The organism is Haloactinopolyspora sp., from assembly GCF_027324685.1.
Taxonomy (GTDB): Bacteria; Actinomycetota; Actinomycetes; order Jiangellales; family Jiangellaceae; genus Haloactinopolyspora.
Window position 1 is genome coordinate 1 of record NZ_DAHVSH010000155.1, and the last position, 17,633, is coordinate 17,633.

Consider the following 17,633-nt stretch of genomic DNA (forward strand, 5'->3'; position numbering starts at 1 on the left):
GGTCCGGGCCTCGCACGAACCGTTGCCCGCCGGCAAGTACGGCCACGCGTCCATGTTCGATGTCGGTCAGGAGCGGCTCCGCGAACGTGGCTGGGACCTGACGATCTGCATCACCGACCTACCCATGCGCAGCGGGCGGCGCTCGGTCGTCGCCGAGGCCAGCATGGACCGTGGTACCGCGGTGGTGTCACTGCCGGCCTTCGGTGTGATGCGATTGCAGCGCCCGGTTTCCCGCGTCGTCGTCCAGCTGATCGCCGAGCTCTTGGGACACGACGTCTCCGTCGACTTCCAGCCCAGCATGAAGAGCCGCCGACGGCCGCAGCGCTGGTTGAGCGGCCGCTTCGACCGGGTCACCCCGGACGACGCCGAGAACATCGACCTCCGCATCACCGCGTCGCGTGGAACGCAACGCATGCTCGTCGGGATGGTCCGCAGCAATCAACCCTGGCTGGTGGCTTTCGGCCTCACCGGCGCGACAGCTGGTTCGCTGGCTTTCAGCGCTTTCTATCTGCTCAGCAGCACACTGTGGGAACTCAGTAACCAGCTCGGCCCGGTCCGGTTGAGTCTGGCCACCCTGTCCTCACTGACCGTCCTGGTGAGCTGGCTGATCATTCGCCACGGTTTGTGGGAGAGCCCGAGACGCGCCGACCTTCCCCACGAACGCTACGAAGTCCGGCTGTTCAACGCCTCCACCGTGCTGACGCTGGCCATCGGCATGCTGTGCATGTACGTCGCCCTGTTGATCATGCTGTTCGCCGCAGCGTGGCTCATCCTGGACGATGCGGTCCTGAGCACCTACGTCGGCGGGGGCGTCGGATTCGGGACCTACGCGAACATCGCCTGGCTGGCCAGCTCCGCTGCCGGTATCGCCGGCGCGCTCGGCTCGAGCTTCGACAGCGAAGCGAAGGTCCGCCAAGCGGCCTACAGCTACCGCGAGCACGAACGCCGGGCTCAGCGCGAACAAGAACGCCAGTCCGAGCACAGCGAGGATCAGCGCGAGAGCGAGACCTCAGCGCAACGTTCCTGAGCGGCTCACCGCCCGTACGAGACGGTGTGCTGCTCGGTGAACTCCAGCATGCCGACCAGACCACCTTCGCGGCCGATCCCGGCGTTGCCGATCCCGCCGAAAGGCACCTCCGGCGTGTTGGGTGCGCCGTTGTTGATCCCGACGATGCCGATGGCCAGGCGCGCCGACAGTTGCGCCGCGTGCTCGGCGTCGGCCGACATCACGTACCCGCCCAATCCGGTGCGCCACGAGTTCACCTCGGCGACCACGGCGCCCTCGTCGGTGTAGGGCCGCACCGCGCAGACCGGGCCGAAGATCTCCTCGTTCCACAAGACGGTGTCCGACGTGACCTCCACCAACGCGGGGGCGACGAAGAACCCCGGCGAGTCCGGCAACGGCGCGCGGTCGACCCGGCAACCGTCGGACTCGGCCGTCTCGACCAGGTGATCGAGGCGCTCGACATGACTGCGCCGCAGCATCGGCCCCACGTCGGTGCCGGGGTCGGTCGGATCGCCGGTGGCCAGTCCGCTGATGCGGGCCCGCAGCGCCTCGATGAAGTCCGGATAGTGCGCCTCGTGCACGAAGACGTTGTTCGCGGCGATGCACGAGGCGCCGTTGTTGCGGAACTTCGCGACCATCAAGGCGTCGAGAGCGACCTGCGGGTCGGCATCTTCGGTGACGATGAACGGCGCCTTCCCACCCAGTTCCAGGGTCACCCGGGTCAGCGACCGCATCGCGCGCTGCGCGACGGCGGAGCCGACTCGCGTCGAGCCGGTGAACGTGACGGCGTTGACGTCCGGGCTGTCGACGAGTGCGGTGGTGAGCACTTCACCGTCCCCGACTACGACGCTGAGGACGTCGGCCGGCAGGTGTGGCTCACACAGCCGGGTGAACGCCAGGCTCGTCAACGGGGTGAGCTCCGAGGCCTTCTGGACCACCGGGCATCCCGCGGCCAGCGCTGCAGCAACCTTGCGGGCCGGAATGGACAGCGGGAAGTTCCAGGGACTGATCGCCGCGACCACCCCCACGGGCCGGCGCGTCACGGTGAACCGGCGCAGGGCGGTGACGAACCCTTCGTCGCGCGGCATGGTGGCCGCGTCGGCGAACCAGTCGAAGTACTGCGCCGAGAATCCCACCTCGCCGCGGGCCTCCTCGAGCCGCTTGCCCGACTCGGCAGCGATGAGCGCACCGAGGTCGTCTTGCTGCTCACGCAACGAGTCGGCGATCCGGCGCAGCGCCGCGGCCCGCTCGCGCGGCGGCGTCGCGGCCCACCCGGCGGCCGCGCCACGGGCCCGAGCGGCCGCGTCCCGTGCGACGTCGGCGTCGACCCATCCGGTCACCGCCAACACCTCGCCCGTGGCCGGCTCGGGAAGATCGTGGGGCTCGCCGGCCACGTCGACTCCGCCGATGCGCGCCCCTGCGGTAGCCGTTCCGGGACGCGGCAGGAACGGATTGAGGTCAGTGGCGGCGACGGTGTCAGTCATGCGCGGTCATCTCCTTCGATCGGGTTCGGAACTGCTGCAACGCCGCCTGGTCCAGGTCGATACCAAGTCCGGGCGTTGCGGGCGCGGCCACGGTCCCCTCGTGCCACGACAACGGTTCGGCCAGCAACTGTGTTCGCAGCGGGTTCGCTCGCACGTCCATCTCGATCCAGTCGACGATGTCATAGGCGGCGCCCAAGTGGACCGACGCCGCGAGTCCGACGGCGCTGGAGTAGCAGTGCGGCGCCACCCGCACGCCGCGTGTCCGGGCCCGTTCGACGACCTGGCGCCCGACGGTGAAGCCGCCGGATTTCGCCAGGTCGGGCTGGATCAGCGAGACGGCGCCGGAATCGACGTACGCGGCGAAGACGTCCTGGCCGTACACGTTCTCGCCGGTCGCGACCGGCATCTCGCACTCGGCGGCGAACTTCTCGAGGTCCGCGAGCCCGTCGCCGGACAACGGCTCCTCCAGCCACGCGACGTCGTACCGGGCGAGCCGGTCAGCGGCGCGCAACGCCTCGTCGAGCGACCACGCCTGGTTGGCGTCGGCGAAGACCTGAACATCGGGCCCGACCAGCTCGCGGGTGCGGCGCACGATGTCGTCGTCGGCCGCCGCCCCGAACCCGATCTTGGTCTTGACCGCCGTGAATCCGGCCGTGAGCGCACGCTCGCACAACGCCTCGACGTCCGTCGGTCCGACACCGCTGGCGTATGCCGGAATCCGCCGACCCAGGTCGGCGCCGGCCAGAAGCTGATGAACCGGCAGCCCGCGAGCCCGGCCGGTCAGGTCCCACAAGGCGATGTCGACGCCGCTGAGCGCCTGCCAGATCGGGCCGATCGCGCCGGCTTGCCGGCCCACCGGCACCAAGATGGCGGCGAGGGCGTCGAGCGTTCCTTCGGGGTCGAGCGCGTCGCGCCCGAACAGGTGCGGCGCGACGCCTTCGCACAGGGTGGCGATCCGTTCGGCGTGCGACCAGGCGGGATGGTTGATCCAGCTCTCGCCGATGCCGGTGAGGCCGCCGGCGCTGATCTCGACCAGGCAGACGCGGCGATCGTTCAGCCGCCCGAACGACATCGGCACGGCGTCGTCGATGGGCGTCGACAGGATGGACACCCGGATCCGGTCGATCGCCAGCGTGTCGCCGCCGGTCACTGCGCGCCCGCCGCAGCGGGGAGAGACGCATACGCCCGGTAGAGCGCGCCGCTGTCGCGGCTGCCGAGCCCCTGCTGGAGTCCGGCGGTGTTGACCTGATCGATGACGTGCGCCAATGGAGCGGGCGAGCCGGACGCCGCGGCAAGATCCAGGGCGAGCCGGTTGTCCTTGGCCAGCAGGTCGAGTGCGAACGCCGGTTCGTCGTCACCGGCGGCCATTCGCGGCGCGATCTCCTTGAACAGGTTGGACACGGTGGCCGCGCCCGACCCGGCGACGGCGTCGATGAACACCTTCGGGTCGACGTCGTTGTGGGCGACCAAGGTGAGCGCCTCGGCGGTGATCGCGTTGATGGCGCCGAACATCAAGTTGTTGACGATCTTGACCACTGATCCCGCGCCGGTGTCGCCCACCCGCAGCACGGCTTTGGCCACCGTCGCTTCGAGCACCGGGGTGATCTGGCTGATCGGCTCGGTGGGGCCGCCGGCGACCAGCGTCCACTGGCCGCACTTGTCCGGCCGGCCCAGCACGGGGGCGTCCACGTACTGCACGCCGTGCCCGGCCAGCGTCGTCGCCGCGGCCCGGGCCGTCTCCGGATCGATCGTGGACAGGTCGGCGACGATCGTTCGCTCGTCGGCATGCACCAGCACGTCGCGGACCAGTTCGTCGACGTGCTCGGGTCGCGGCACCGAGATCAGCACCACGCCGGCACCGCCGAGGGCGTCGCGCCCGTGGTCGAAGGTGCGCACCCCCGCCTGCGCGGCCTGGTCGCGCGCGGCCTGCGACGGGTCGAACCCGGTGACGTCGAATCCTGCCTCGACGCAGGCGGCGGCTGACCGCCCGCCCATGGTGCCGAGCCCGAGCACTGCGATACGCACGTTCGTCATTCCTCCGACCATTCGTTGTAGGCGTCCAGGAAGATGTCGGCATCGACGAACTCTCCCGGATCCACGTACTCCTTGATCCCGCCGACTTCGACGAAGATCTCTTCCACTTGCCCGATCCACCGCTCGACCTCGCCGGACTCGAACTGCTGCGCCCACTCCTCGTTCGAATAGACCTCTTCGAAGCTGAACTGGCGCAACGTCTCGGCCAACTCCTGGTCCTGCGCGTACGCGGCCTCGTGCACGACGGTCATCGACTCCTCGGGGTTCGACACCAGCTCGTGGTTGATGTCCAGCCAGGCCGCTGCCAGCTTGTCGAGGATCTCGCGGTTGGACCGGTGGAAGTCGTTGTTCGCCACCCAGCCACCGAGAATGGCCGCCTCCGGGTAGTACGACTTGGCCGAGTCGACGAGCTCGGCCTCCGGGAACTCTTTCTGCACGGTCTGGTCGAACGGCACCCACAGGGCGACCGCGGGAACCTGCCCGGAGACGAACGCCGTCACCGCGGAAGGCATGTCGGCGTTGATGATGTTGACCGAGTCCGGATCGACGCCGTTGGCGACCAGCGCGTTGTGGAGGTAGACGTGGGCGGTCGTCCCGGTCGCGGTGATGATCCGCTGGCCTTCGAGGTCCTTCACCGACCTGATGCCCTTGCTCGGGTCGGCCCACAGCTGCGCGGTGTCGAACTCGACGTCGTTGGTGAGCACGACCTTCCCGTTGCCCTGCGCCGGGAAGTTGGACAGCACCGCTCCCATGATGGCGACGTCGATCGAGCCGCCGGACAGCGCCTGGCTTTCGGCGATACCCGTGTCGAACTTCACCGGCTCGATCTTCAGGCCGTGTTCCTCGAACGTCCCGCGTTCCAGGCCGAGCCACAGATGCGAGTCGACGGCGACGGTGTGCAGATAGCCGACCTTGATGACGTCGAGCCCGTCGGAGCTGGTGCTGGGGCCGCTGTCTTCGAGCGCACAGCCTGCGACGGTGACGGCGGCGATCACGGCGGCGACGACGGGGCCGCGGACGGCGAATCGGCGGCTCATGTGGTCCTCCCGGCGTCGGTGGTGGGCGTTCGCAGCAGGTGCTCGAGGTGCCCGCGGAGGTCGACGAACTCCTTCGTCAACCGGGACTCGGCGGTACGCGGCATCGGCAGCGGGATGTCGACCACCTCGCGGACGCGCGACGGCCTGGTGCTCAGCACGACCACCTTGGTGGACAGGAAGATCGCCTCCTCCACACTGTGAGTCACGAACAACGCCGTGCGGCGTTCCTGCAAGACGGTCTCGTGCAACATCTCCTGCATGAACTCACGCGTCTGCGCGTCGAGCGCGGCGAAGGGTTCGTCCATGAGCAGCACCGACGGGTCCGTCGCATAGGCACGAGCAATCGCTACACGCTGGCGCATACCGCCGGAGAGTTCCTTGGGGTAAGCCTTCTCGAAGCCGCCGAGCCCCATGAGCTCGACGTAGCGCTGGACGATCTCTCGGCGCTCGGACCGCGGGCGTTTGTTGGCCCGCAACGTGAGGCCGTACTCGATGTTCTTCGCGACGGTGAGCCACGGGAAGATGGCGTACTGCTGGAAGACGACGCCGCGCGACGGGCTGGGCCCGTCCACTTCCGTATCGCCCACCCGCACCGAGCCGTCGTCGGGCCGGGTGAACCCGGCGGCCATGTTGAGCAGCGTGGTCTTGCCGCACCCGGACGGACCGATGACGGAGACGAACTCGCCGGTCGGTATCTCGAAGGTGCAGTCCTTCAGCACTTGCAGGCGTTCACCGCCGCGCTCGTAGTGCTTGCCGATGCCCTGGTAGGCGATGGTCTGGGAACGGTCGGGTGAGGTGTCGACAATGGAGGTCATCGGGACTTCTCCTGCCATCCGGTCAGGCGGCGTTGGGCCAAGCGCAAGATCAGGTCCATGACGAGCGCGGTGAACCCGATCATCGCGATACCGACGTACATGTCGGGGATCCGGTAGAACGACGCGGCGTCGTTGATCACCGTGCCGAGACCGCGTTGCGCGGCGACCAGTTCGGCTGCGACGACCGTGGCCCACGAAACGCCGAGGGCCACCCGGATCGCGGTGAAGAAGTGCGGAATCGAGGCGAAGACCACGGTGCGTGAGAACACTTCCCATCGATTGGCCCCGAGCACGCGGGCCGCCCGGATCAGCAGCGGGTCGATGGCCGAGATGCCCTCGTACAACACCACGACACCGGCGAAGAACGACGCATAGATGAGGATGGAGATCCGCGCGCCCTCACCGATACCGAAGTAGACGATCACCAGCGGCACCAACGCGATGGGCGGCAATGCGCGGAAGAAGTTGACCAGGGGCTCGGCCATGGCCCGTAGCGGCGCGTACCACGCCAGCAGGTAACCGATCGGAAGCGCGGCGACACAGCCGACGGCGACACCGATGGTCACCCTGGTCATGCTGACGCGCAGGTCGAAGATCAGGTCCTGCTCGGTGATCATGACCCAGCCGGTCCGCACGACCTCGTCCGGGCGTGGAACGCCTTCACCCGAGACGATGCCCGACAACGCGACGGCGTACCAGGCGAGGACCGCGATGATCGCACCGAGTATCCCCAGCCCGATCCGGCTGGAGGTGTTCGCCAGGGCGACCCGGCCCCGGCTCGTGCTCGACGGTGTGGTGACGGTGGTCATCAGTGACTCACTCCTGCCTCCGGCGGTTCGGCGATCCGCAGGGGCGACGTTACATGTTGCATGTAATCTCGTCTAGAGCGTCCATGTCATCACCGGCAACTGGCGACTCGTTGCGGCGTTAACCTGCATGTTCATGTAATGCTCGATGGTCTGCCTCTGCTAGAATGCATGCATCTTCGCGAGAGGGGAGTACATGGAGACCGCGGACCGGGGGGTCGGGCTCGCCGCCCAGGCCTACGCCACACTGAAGCACGCGATCATCACCCACGAGCTCCCGCCCGGCACTCGCCTGTCCGTGCCGATGCTGGCCGAGCGGCTCGGCGTCAGCCGCAGCCCGGCGCGCGAAGCCATCGCCCGCATCACCCACGAGGGCCTCGCCCACTTCGAACCGAACCGCGGCGCGGTCGTCGCGAACGTCGACTCCACGTCCCTCGCGGAGATCTACGAGATCCGCGAGGTCCTCGAGGGCCTGGCGGCCCGACTGGCTGCCACGCAGATCACCGACACCGAGATCGCCGAGCTGCGCTCGCTCATCGCCGAGCATGCCGCGGCGGTCGAGGCCGGCGACGTCGAGCAGCACTACGAGCTCGACGTGCGCTTCCATCGGCGCATCCACGAGATCGCGGGCAACGCCACGCTGACCGGCCAGCTCGAACGGCTCCAGCAGCAGGTCCGCCTGGCCATGTACACCACACACCGATCGCCGGGCGGGATGCCGCAAGCACTGGCCGAACACCGGCGCATCGTCGACAGCCTCGAATCTCGCGACTCCGCGCTCGCCGAGGCGGCCGGTCGCTCCCACATCTCGCGGCTCCTGCGCGATCTGGTCGCCGCACAGGCCGCCGAGGCAAGGGAACAGCCCGAGATCAGCGAGCAGGGAGCGTAGCGGCCAACGGGTACGGCTGAAGTTCCTTCCGGCGAGTCGAAGTACCGTACCGGCATGTCTCCGACCTCGGTGCACCGCGCCAAACGCCGGGAAGAGAAGACGCTCGTGGCTTCGGCGCTGACCAACGGTCCCGCCGAGCTCATCGACTTCATTCTGCCGCTGTGGGCAGGCATCAGCCTGGGTGTCAGCGCCACCGAAGTGGGCATGCTGGTAGCGCTCGAAATGGCGGTGTCGGTCCTCGTCCGGCCGCTGGCCGGCGTCCTGGCTGATACCCGCGAGCGCAAGCTCGTCGCCGCGACCGGGGCCCTGCTGTACGGCCTGGCCTGTTGCGGGTACGCGCTCGCGGACTCGATCTCGACGGCCTACGTCGCCGCAGCCCTCAGCGGCGTCGGTGGTGCCCTGCTGTGGGTGTCGGTCCGGGCCATCGTCGGCGAACGGCTCGCTGACGACTCCGGCGTGTACCCCCGGCTCATGGCCTCCCGCGAGACCGGCACGTGGGTGGCCTTCGTCTCCGCGATGATGCTGCTCAACGTCATCGACTTCACCGGCGTCTTCCTCGGCTGCGCGGCGGCATGTTTCGCTGCCGCCGGTGTGCTCGCTCTCAGCCCGCGGCGACCAATGGCCCGCGACGCTCATGGTGGCGCCGACGCGGCAGCGACGCGCTTCGGCGGGCTGGGTCGCAGACTCCGCCCGATGCTCGTGGCTGTCGCGGTCACGATGACGGCCGAGGGCGTCGTCGCCATGCTGCTGTTGCTCCACCTTCAACGCGGGTTCGACCTGGAGGTGGTCGAGGTCGCCTACGTCTTCCTGCCCGGCGCCATCGTGATGAGCGTCCTGCCGGAGTACGTGCATCGGCTCGTCGTGCGCTACGGGCGCACCCGCGTCCTGGCGTCGGCATCAGTGGCCAGCGCGTCGTTCGCGGCGAGCTTGGCGTGGGCACCGAACCCTGTGGTCATCGCCGGCCTGTGGATCCTCAGCGGGGCCGCGTGGGCTGCGGTGATGCCGGTCCAGGAGGCCGTCATCGCCGAGGCGTCAGGCGAGCGGACCGGCCGGGGCATGGGCCTGTACGAGGCTGCCGCCCTGGTCGGCGGGGCGGTCGGCGCACTGGCGGCAGGGCTGCTCTACGACACCAGTTCGTGGACCACCGCGTGCTTGGTCGCCGCCGTCATCATCCTCTGCGGCGTCGTCATCATGCCTCGCGCCGTCCGGGTGCTCGGCGTGCAGAACTTCCCACCGCCTCCGCCCACGGCGCCATCGCAACCCGAACCGGAACCCGAACCGGAGCCGGCGTCCCAACCACTCGACGCAGACGCCGATGACGACGACCGAGCGGAACAGGCCTCCGGGCAGCCGAAGTCACCCCGTGCCTTGCTGGCGGATCTGGGCGCGCATGCCCTGTTGTTCACCGTCGCGCAGATCGTGCTGCTGTTCCTCGACCTGTCGTGGATCCAGGACCTCCTCACCACGGACGATCCGGTACGGCTGCTGCTCAGCGGCGGTTCGGCCGACCATGAGAAGGTGGCCGGACTCGTCTACGGCACTGGGCGGATCTGGCTGTTCGTGCTGCTGATCGACGCCGTCGTCCGTGCTGTGCAAATCTCCCGCGCACGGCGTGGCACGTCAGAGACATCCGGAGCCTGAGAACGTCCCCTCAACCTCTGGAGGTCAGCTCACCTCCGCGCGCATGTCGTCGATGGTGCTCAGGATCTCGGTGGCCGCGAGGTCATGCCCCGCCTCGTTGGGGTGGTAGTAGTGGCTCAGCAACGACTCCTTCGGCGTCCCTGCGTCCAGGGCTGCCTGCCACTGCGCACTGACGTCGGCCACCGGGAGGTCGTACTCGCGGCCGAGTTCTCTGATCAGCTCAGCGCGGATGCTCAGCGGGTCGGCCGGATCGCCCAGGTCGTGCGGCACGGTGCCGGTGGGCGTCACCAGCACCACCGGGACGTGCTGCTGGCGAGCCGCCTTGATCATGATGCGCCATGCCCGCTCTACCTGGGCCGGGGTGAGATTGGTGTCGTTGATGGCGTAGTCGATGAAGACCAGGTCCGGCTTGTGCCGCAGGACGTCGCGACGGAACCGCTGCGCTCCCTGCATGGAGTTCTCACCGCCGATCGCGGTCGTGATGGTGTTCACCACCGCGGTCGGGAAGCGTTCGTTCAGCCCTCGGTAGACCATGAACGGGTAGGACTCGAACGGCTTGACCTCCGGCGTCTGGTGATAGCCCGCCGGAACACTGTGGCCGTGGAAGACGACGTTGATGCTCCGGTTGTCCGGCCACTCCTTGGTGAGCTCGGCGAACAGCTCACGCACGTCGGCGTCCTGATCCGGCAGTGCGCCGGCTCCCATCGGCTCGGTCGCCGAGTCGCGGTCAGTTCGAGCGTGCGCCCCCGCCACGCCGACCGTAGCGATGAGCACGGTCAGCATCAGCAGCATGGACGTCACCAGAGTGCGGTTCGAGGCGGTCCTGGTCACCGGGGCACTCCCTCTCGTCGGGAAATAACTATTAAATAGTATCTTTTCCCGCAAAGCGCAACCCGTTGGCCGCCCGCTACGTCACTCCGGCGGACGCTGAAACACCACATCCATACGATCCACCCGCCGGCCGACATCATCGCAGCGGCGTTGATCGACTCACTGGCAGGGCTCGCCGCGCCTGCACCGACATCCGGCGTTGGTATGTGCCCGACCGGGGCGGTCACTTCATGCCCCTGGAGCAACCGGACCTGCGGGCGGACGAGTTGCACGCGTTCTTCGGTTCGATTCGCTAGGTTCGCTCGACTCGAAGCCAGCCAGTAACACCCAGCTCAACGCCGCCCGTGAACCGTCCCGCACGTAGCGCCAAAAAAAGCCCGGGTCCTCGCGAGGAGGCCCGGGGGATATGCATCGAACATAACTCGCAGCTGCTCGGAGCGTCAAGCCGTTGCAAGGTGACGTCCGCGACAGATCACCAGTCGCTGGGGCAAGCATGTGGCCCCGAGGGCTTCGGCAACTGGTGGGCGAAGAAGTCCGGCGCCGCGAGTCGGCGCCACCAGTGTTGGCCAACCCCACCGGAGGCGTCGCCTTGCAAGGCCCGTGGCGTGCTTGATCCTGTCGGGTTCACGGTACCGACTGGGATCCGTTGTCGCGCTGCCGAAAGGGGAAACGCCAGATCACTGTCGTTCGAGATGACGATCGCCGCATCAATCTGATCATCGAGAATGTCGAGCAACATGTGTGCCGCCACGTTGACGTCCGATCCCTTCTCCTCGAAGGCACTGACCGACACAAGCAATTCGAGTCGCCCTTGGTTCTGTCGTGTCTCATGCGCGGGGAACCACGAGGGAAGTGGACCAGCATCCGGAGAGACACGGCTGCTGGGGTCGTCAATGTTCACCAAGATCCCGGTCTTGGTGCGGGCGACATAGGACCCGAGTGGCACAACCGCGCCGGGATAAGCGTGCTTCAGCGCCGCAATATAGTTCTCTTGATCGGCCGACTTCCTACTTCGCCCACGGCCCCTGGGGGCTGTGCAATAGGCGAATCGCGCCAACTCTGCGTCCGGCCAGCGTGTCGGATTGACGAGGTCCATGGCCAGTCTCGGCAAGTCCAGCCAGCGCCAGCCCGGCTTGTTGTGTCCACACATTGCTCGAGCGCCGTAGTAGGCATTGAACCCGTCAACGTAGAGGCCCACCCGCATGAACAGACGATACAGGCGATGATCGTTCTGGCCAACGGACGAATGCCGTGCCCGCCGGTACCGCAGGGTGAACCTACGTCACTCCGGCGGACGCTGAAACACCAGGAGGTAGTCCCCGGTCAACCACTCCGGCTGCTCGTCCCAGCACAGGAAGACCTCACGCACGAAGCGCAAGTGCTCCGACACCTCACGCGCCAGGTCCCACGCCAGGGTGGTGACGACGCCGTCGTCCTGCATGTTGCCGACGTTGATCACCGCGTGCCCGCCGGGGCGCAGTAACCCGGCCACCTGGCCGAACACGTCCCCGAGCTCCCTCAGGTACGTCGGGTAATGCCCGTCGGTGGTCTCGTAGGCGTTGAGTGCGTTCTCCGGATGATCCACCGCCGGCATGTACGGCGGCGAGGTGAAGCACAAGTCGATGGGCCCGGACACCAGCTCACTCACCCGGCGGGCATCGCCGTGGATCACCTCACCGGCACCCTCCAGGCGTTCGCGGATCATCTCGACTCGCTCGGCGAGAAACTCGATGCCCACCGCGCGCCGTCCCAGTTCGTCGGCGACGACCAACGTCGTCCCGTAGCCGGCGAACGGGTCGAGCACCGTCTGTCCGGGTGTCGTGAACTCTTCGATGACGGTGCGGGCGAGGCTTCGGGTGAAATGGACGTCCTCGTCGGCATCGACGTAGCGTTCCTTCACCAGGTCGGCACTCCACTGGTGCAGCCACGGTCTCATGTCTTCATCCTGCTGGACGCGCCCGCGGCTCGCGCCGTCGCCCCTTAGTCCGGGACACCGCCACACCCAGCAGGCACAGCGCGCCGCCGCCGAGCGCGGCCAGCGGCGGAATCTCATCGAGCAGCGCCCAGCCCAAGACGATCGTGATGGGCGGCACCAGATAGATGGTCGAGGCCAGCCGTCCGGCGGTGCTGCGGGCCAGCGCGTAGGCCCATGTCGTGAACGCCACCGCCGTGGGGAAGGCGCCCAGGTAGACGATCCAGACGATCACCGATCCGCCGGCTGCGTCGACGTCACGGATCAGCTCCGGCGCGAACGGCAGACACGCCACCGCGCCGATGGTGCAGGCCAGGCACGTCACCTCCAACGCCGGCAGCCGACCCACGAGCGGCTTCTGCGCGATCATGCTGACCGCTGCGGAGGCCGCGGCCACGACGCACAGCACCACGCCCCACATGTCGTTCTGCCCGCTCGGCGACGTCGACAACGCGATGATCACGACCCCGGCGAAACCGACCACGGTCCCGCCGAGCACCCGCCGCGGGAACCCCTCACCGAGAAAGATCGCCGCCAGCACGGCGACGATGATCGGGCCCACGTTGACCAGCATGGAAGCCGTGCCCGCATCCACGCGCTGCTCACCGGCGTTCAGCGCGACGTTGTAGACGCCGAACCACAGCAGTCCGACCACCAGGAGCGGAGGCCAGTCGCGTCGTGTCGGCCACCGCCGGGGCCGCGAGATCAGCAACGCGCCGAGCACCGCGCTGCCCACCAGCAGCCGCCCCAGCGTGAGCGCACCCGGTGACACGTCCGACCCGAGATGCCGGATCGCCACGAACGCCGACGCCCAGAGCACGACCGTGACGAGGGCCGCTCCCAACGGGAGGTACGACCGCAGTCGCGATCTGCCGTCACCGGTGTGAACCGTCTCGATACCCATGCCGTCGACGGTACGGTCCCGAGAGTTCGGCCGGCGACGAAATATCCTCCTGCTCGTGCATGCCGAACACAGCAACTGGGCCGGTTCCCTCACCTACGCCGCTCGCCAGATCCACCGTCCGGCCAGCGTCGACGAGGTGCGTGAACTCGTCCGTGCCGGCACACGCCTGCGCGCGCTGGGTAGTCGACACTCGTTCAGCAGGGTGGCCGACACCGACGGCGACCTCGTCCGGCTGGACGGCCTACCGAAGACCGTCACGTTCGACCACGCTCGCCCAGCCGTGACCGTGCCGGCCGGAATGACCTACGGCGAGGTGTCCCAGCAGGTTCACGAACACGGCTATGCCGTGCACAACCTGGGCTCGCTACCGCACATCTCGATCGCCGGCGCTGTCGCCACCGCGACGCACGGGTCGGGCGATGCAAACCGCAACCTGGCCGCATCGGTGTCCGCACTGCAGCTGGTCACCGCCGACGGCGAGCTGATCACCGTGAGCCGGGAATCCGATCCGGCCCGGTTCCCCGGCATGGTCGTGGCGCTGGGGGCGCTGGGCATCGTCGTGGCCGTGACCCTTGATCTCGTGCCGTCGTTCGACATCCGTCAGGACGTGTACGAAGGCCTCGACCGCGCCACTCTCGAGCAGAATTTCGACGAGATCTTCGCCAGTGCGTACAGCGTGAGTGTGTTCACCGACTGGTCGGCGCCGAGCCTCACCGGGTGGCTCAAACGTCGCGTGGACGAGCCGGACGTCCGGGCCCCGGTGACGTGGATGGGCGCGACCCGCGCCGACACGCCGCACCATCCGGTGCCGGGCATGCCCGCCGCCAATTGCACCGAACAGCTCGGAGTCGCCGGGCCCTGGTTCGATCGGCTCCCACATTTCCGCGCCGGTTTCACGCCCAGCAACGGCGACGAAGTGCAGTCGGAGTTCTTGGTTCCGCGCGCTGCCGCCGTGGACGCGCTGCGCGCTTTGGACAGCATCCGTGAGCGGATCGCCCCGGTGCTGCAGATCTGTGAGATCCGTACGGTCGCCGCTGACGACCTGTGGCTCAGCCCTGCCTACGCCTGCGACGTCGTCGGGCTGCACTTCACCTGGGTGAACGACACCGCCGGCGTACTGCCCGTGGTCCGTTCGATCGAACGACAGCTGGAGCCGTTCGACGCCCGCCCGCACTGGGGCAAGCTGTTCACGCTGCCGGCCGAGACGATGCCGGCGCTGTTCCCCCGCCTCGCCGATTTCCGTTCGCTGCGGCGCGACATGGACCCCGACGGGGTGTTCGGCAACGCGTTCGTCGACCACCTCGTGGGGTGAGCCACCGGCGATGTGCGCAGGGCACGGAACCGCGACGGCGGCAGCGGCGTCTCAGGTGCATGAGACGGTGGTTTGCCGGTCTTGTCGCAGTTGGCCTCATCACCGGCTGTTCTTCTGATGCAGATGACGACGCGGACCCGCCTGTGGTCACCATGGGTCTGTCGTCCTTCGACGCCTGCGACGAGGTGCTCGATCACCTCAAGTCCGAGGCGTTGGACCGAGTCGGGCCGTGGGGACTGCGCCAAGGGTCGCTACTGGTCGAGCCGCTGCAGGGTACGGCCGAGTCCGACGCCGCCCCCTCGGGGGCTGCCGGCTCGGCGCATTCCACCACGAACGTGCAGGAGATCGGGGTCGACGAGCCCGACGTCGTCAAGACCGACGGCGAGCTGATCGTGACGACTGCGGCAGGTTCGTTGCGGGTGATCGACGCCGGCGGCGGCTCGCCGCGCGAGATCGCCCGCCTGCCGCTGGCCGAGGACGGGGTTTCGCACGTCGAGGCCGAGCTGCTGCTGTCCGGCGATCATGTCGTCGTGCTGGTCCGCGGGACATCGATGGTCCCCTACGCGGGTGTGGAGGACACGGCCAACAGCAGCAGTAGCGTCGCCAGTGATGCGCCGGTCGCGGCGGCATGGTGGCAACCGGCGATGTCGGTCTTGCTCGTCGACCTGTCCGATCCGAGGCGACCGGAGGTCGAGTCATCCCTGAAGGTGGACGGCGAGTATGTCGACGCGCGCATGACTGACGACACGGTGCGCCTGGTCGTCCGGTCCGAGCCTGACCTCCCATTCGAGTACCCCGACGGCATCAACCGGCACGACCTGGACGAGTTGACCGCGATGAACCGCAAGGTCATCCGGGAGTCCACGATCGAGGACTGGTTGCCCTCGTACCACCTCACCACCAACGACGACGAAAGCTCCGGCCAACTCGTCGGGTGCGAAGACCTCAGCCGTCCCGACGACTTCGCCGGGTTCTCAACGCTGAGCGTGCTGACCCTCGACCCGGCCGGACTGTCGGACGGCGACGCCGTGGGCGTGCTGACCGACGCCAACACGGTCTACGCCAGCACGGACCGCCTCTATGTCGCGACGAACCGATGGGGCGAGCCGGTACCGCTGGACACCCCCGACGCAGCGGGCGTGGCGCCCGGCCCGCCGCCGGACCAGACCACGGGAATCCACGCCTTCGACATCTCCGGCGACGACGCCGCCGGCTACCTGGCCTCCGGTGAGGTCAAGGGGCGGATCATCGGTCCGTACGCGATGTCCGAGCACGACGACATCCTGCGGGTGGCCACGACACAGCGCGTCGGCCCGGACCGTGAAACCACCGAGAGCAGCCTGATCACGCTCGAACAGCGCGGCGACGAACTCGTCCAGATCGGCGCCGTCGGCGGCCTCGGCCGGAGCGAGGAGATCTACGCCGTGCGCTACTTCGGCACGACGGGGTACGTCGTGACGTTCCGCCAGGTCGACCCGCTCTACGTCCTCGACCTGTCCGATCCGACGGCACCGACGGTCAGCGGCGAGCTGAAGATCACCGGCTACTCGGCTTACCTGCACCACCTCGGGGACGGCCGGCTCATCGGCGTCGGCCAAGAGGCGACCACCGAGGGCCGCAGGATCGGAGCTCAGGTGTCGTTGTTCGACGTGAGCGACCCGGCGGTGCCGACGAAGATCGACGGTCACGTCGTCCCGGATGCGTGGACTCAGGCGGAATGGGATCCGCACGCATTCCTGTACTGGGCCGACACTGGCGCTCTGGTCGTTCCGATGCACAACAACGACGCTGGCGGCGCCTTGGTGCTCGACGTCGGCGGCGATTCGATCACCGAGCACGGCGTCATCACGCGCAGCGAAAACGCCCCGCAGGCGCCCTACGCCATGGTGTCGCGGTCACTGGTGATCGGCGACACGCTGTACACCCGCTGGGAGGACGGCCTGCAAGCGAACGACCTGGACGGACTCGGTGAGCGCGGCTGGCTCGACCTACGCTGACGGGCATCGATCCGTCGTCCCTGCAGGGGACGCGCGCAGCGTCAGATGCGGGGCGAGCTCGCGCAGGCTGGTGATCCGGGTTCGCTCAGGCTCGAGTCCGACGCCGCGACGGTCGAGGTGGACCGCATGAAGTCCAGCCGACCGTGCAGCAACGACATCCAGCTCGTGATCATCACCGACATAGAGCACGCTCGCCGGCCCGAGGCCGAGGGCGGCACACAAACCGGCATACGCCCCCGGGTGCGGTTTGGCCACCCCGAGAACGTCGGCAGCCAGGACCGGCCCGAGCCGGTCCGTCAGGCCGATCGCAGCGATCTTGGCCCGCTGGAGATCGTCGGGTCCGTTGGTCAGTACGCCGATGCGCAACCCCTGTGCGGCCACGACCTCGATAGCAGCCTCGACGTCGTCGAACGCGGTCCACAGCTGCCGATAGACGTCGAGGTAATCGGCGAACAGCGCGTCGAGGGCATCGTCGGGACGCGAGGGAAGGCCGAGCAGGTCGAGCATGTCGCGCAACCGGCGACGGCGTTGCTCAGCGAAGCTCACGTGCCCGTCGCGCCAGGCGGGGAAGTGTGTGCGCTCGGCGACGAACCACGCGTCCACCATCTCCGGTGAGTACTGCCCGCCCAGCGTCGGTAGCCAGGCGCCCACCGCCCGGCGAGAGGCGCCGGAGTGGTCGAACAGCGTGTCGTCGAGGTCGAAGGCCACCGCCGCGAGTTCAGCCACCCGGTCACCCACGCTGCACTTGGCCGACCTGCTCGTCCACCCAGTCGCGGACGACCTCGTCGAGCACGTTCAGCGGCAGCAACCCGTTGAGCAGGACGACGTCGTGAAAGGCGCCGGTGTCGAACCGGTCCCCCAGCGCCTTCGCCGCCTCGGCCCGGATGCGCTGGATCTCCAGCCGC

At 68.2% G+C, this 17,633-nt stretch carries 17 protein-coding genes; 5 read left to right on the forward strand and 12 right to left on the reverse strand.

The window, feature by feature from the left end; all coding sequences use genetic code 11:
- The coding region (locus M6444_RS16790) for a hypothetical protein (protein ID WP_298329952.1) at positions 1-1,027 on the forward strand (1,027 nt) is incomplete at its 5' end.
- A 5-nt stretch (positions 1,028-1,032) separates the two neighbouring features.
- On the opposite strand, the gene M6444_RS16795 is transcribed toward M6444_RS16790, so the two are convergent.
- Genes M6444_RS16795 through M6444_RS16820 form a run of 6 tightly spaced genes read right to left on the reverse strand, consistent with a single transcriptional unit; the run spans position 1,033 to position 7,185 of the window.
- Positions 1,033-2,490, reverse strand: coding sequence for an aldehyde dehydrogenase family protein (locus M6444_RS16795; protein ID WP_298329955.1), 1,458 nt, complete (start codon positions 2,488-2,490; stop codon positions 1,033-1,035).
- Entirely contained in the window at positions 2,483-3,640 is a 1,158-nt protein-coding gene (locus M6444_RS16800; protein WP_298329958.1) for a mandelate racemase/muconate lactonizing enzyme family protein, read from the reverse strand. The genes M6444_RS16795 and M6444_RS16800 overlap by 8 nt, the downstream gene beginning before the upstream one ends.
- Complete coding sequence (locus M6444_RS16805) at positions 3,637-4,524, reverse strand: NAD(P)-dependent oxidoreductase (RefSeq protein WP_298329961.1); 888 nt, start codon at positions 4,522-4,524, stop codon at positions 3,637-3,639. The genes M6444_RS16800 and M6444_RS16805 overlap by 4 nt, the downstream gene beginning before the upstream one ends.
- Entirely contained in the window at positions 4,521-5,561 is a 1,041-nt protein-coding gene (locus M6444_RS16810) for an ABC transporter substrate-binding protein (RefSeq protein ID WP_298329965.1), read from the reverse strand. Before M6444_RS16810 ends, M6444_RS16805 begins: the two co-directional genes overlap by 4 nt.
- Positions 5,558-6,376: an ABC transporter ATP-binding protein gene (locus tag M6444_RS16815; RefSeq protein WP_298329969.1), complete on the reverse strand. Its 819-nt coding sequence runs from the start codon at positions 6,374-6,376 to the stop codon at positions 5,558-5,560. The genes M6444_RS16810 and M6444_RS16815 overlap by 4 nt, the downstream gene beginning before the upstream one ends.
- The gene (locus M6444_RS16820) at positions 6,373-7,185 is read right to left on the reverse strand and encodes an ABC transporter permease (protein WP_298329971.1); all 813 of its coding nucleotides are present in this window, start codon (positions 7,183-7,185) and stop codon (positions 6,373-6,375) included. Before M6444_RS16820 ends, M6444_RS16815 begins: the two co-directional genes overlap by 4 nt.
- Before the next feature lie 193 nt (positions 7,186-7,378).
- Here M6444_RS16820 and M6444_RS16825 point away from each other — a divergent pair, with 193 nt between their 5' ends.
- Positions 7,379-8,071, forward strand: a complete 693-nt coding sequence (locus M6444_RS16825) for a GntR family transcriptional regulator (protein ID WP_298329974.1) — start codon at positions 7,379-7,381, stop codon at positions 8,069-8,071.
- Between the two features lie 54 nt (positions 8,072-8,125).
- Complete coding sequence (locus M6444_RS16830) at positions 8,126-9,712, forward strand: MFS transporter (RefSeq protein ID WP_298329977.1); 1,587 nt, start codon at positions 8,126-8,128, stop codon at positions 9,710-9,712.
- 24 nt (positions 9,713-9,736) lie between these two features.
- Here the strand turns inward: M6444_RS16830 and M6444_RS16835 are convergent, their stop codons facing one another.
- The 4 genes from M6444_RS16835 to M6444_RS16850 form a co-directional block, all read right to left on the reverse strand.
- A complete protein-coding gene (locus tag M6444_RS16835; protein ID WP_298329980.1) occupies positions 9,737-10,543 on the reverse strand; it encodes an SGNH/GDSL hydrolase family protein in 807 nt (268 codons plus the stop codon).
- A gap of 472 nt (positions 10,544-11,015) precedes the next feature.
- Complete coding sequence (locus M6444_RS16840; RefSeq protein ID WP_298329983.1) at positions 11,016-11,747, reverse strand: NYN domain-containing protein; 732 nt, start codon at positions 11,745-11,747, stop codon at positions 11,016-11,018.
- Between the two features lie 78 nt (positions 11,748-11,825).
- A complete protein-coding gene (locus M6444_RS16845; RefSeq protein WP_298329987.1) occupies positions 11,826-12,479 on the reverse strand; it encodes a DNA methyltransferase in 654 nt (217 codons plus the stop codon).
- 4 nt (positions 12,480-12,483) lie between these two features.
- Positions 12,484-13,419, reverse strand: coding sequence for a DMT family transporter (locus M6444_RS16850; RefSeq protein WP_298329989.1), 936 nt, complete (start codon positions 13,417-13,419; stop codon positions 12,484-12,486).
- A 55-nt stretch (positions 13,420-13,474) separates the two neighbouring features.
- Here M6444_RS16850 and M6444_RS16855 point away from each other — a divergent pair, with 55 nt between their 5' ends.
- Both M6444_RS16855 and M6444_RS16860 read left to right on the forward strand, forming a co-directional pair.
- A complete protein-coding gene (locus tag M6444_RS16855; RefSeq protein ID WP_298329992.1) occupies positions 13,475-14,731 on the forward strand; it encodes a D-arabinono-1,4-lactone oxidase in 1,257 nt (418 codons plus the stop codon).
- A 152-nt stretch (positions 14,732-14,883) separates the two neighbouring features.
- Positions 14,884-16,728, forward strand: a complete 1,845-nt coding sequence (locus M6444_RS16860) for a beta-propeller domain-containing protein (RefSeq protein ID WP_298329998.1) — start codon at positions 14,884-14,886, stop codon at positions 16,726-16,728.
- On the opposite strand, the gene M6444_RS16865 is transcribed toward M6444_RS16860, so the two are convergent.
- Together M6444_RS16865 and M6444_RS23055 are read right to left on the reverse strand one after the other, a co-directional pair.
- Positions 16,720-17,454 carry an HAD family hydrolase gene (locus tag M6444_RS16865; RefSeq protein WP_298329995.1) on the reverse strand — a complete coding sequence of 245 codons (735 nt, stop codon included), beginning with the start codon at positions 17,452-17,454 and terminating at the stop codon, positions 16,720-16,722. The genes M6444_RS16860 and M6444_RS16865 overlap by 9 nt on opposite strands.
- A gap of 4 nt (positions 17,455-17,458) precedes the next feature.
- Positions 17,459-17,629: a DUF885 family protein gene (locus tag M6444_RS23055; protein WP_363326407.1), complete on the reverse strand. Its 171-nt coding sequence runs from the start codon at positions 17,627-17,629 to the stop codon at positions 17,459-17,461.
- Positions 17,630-17,633 lie beyond the last annotated feature (4 nt).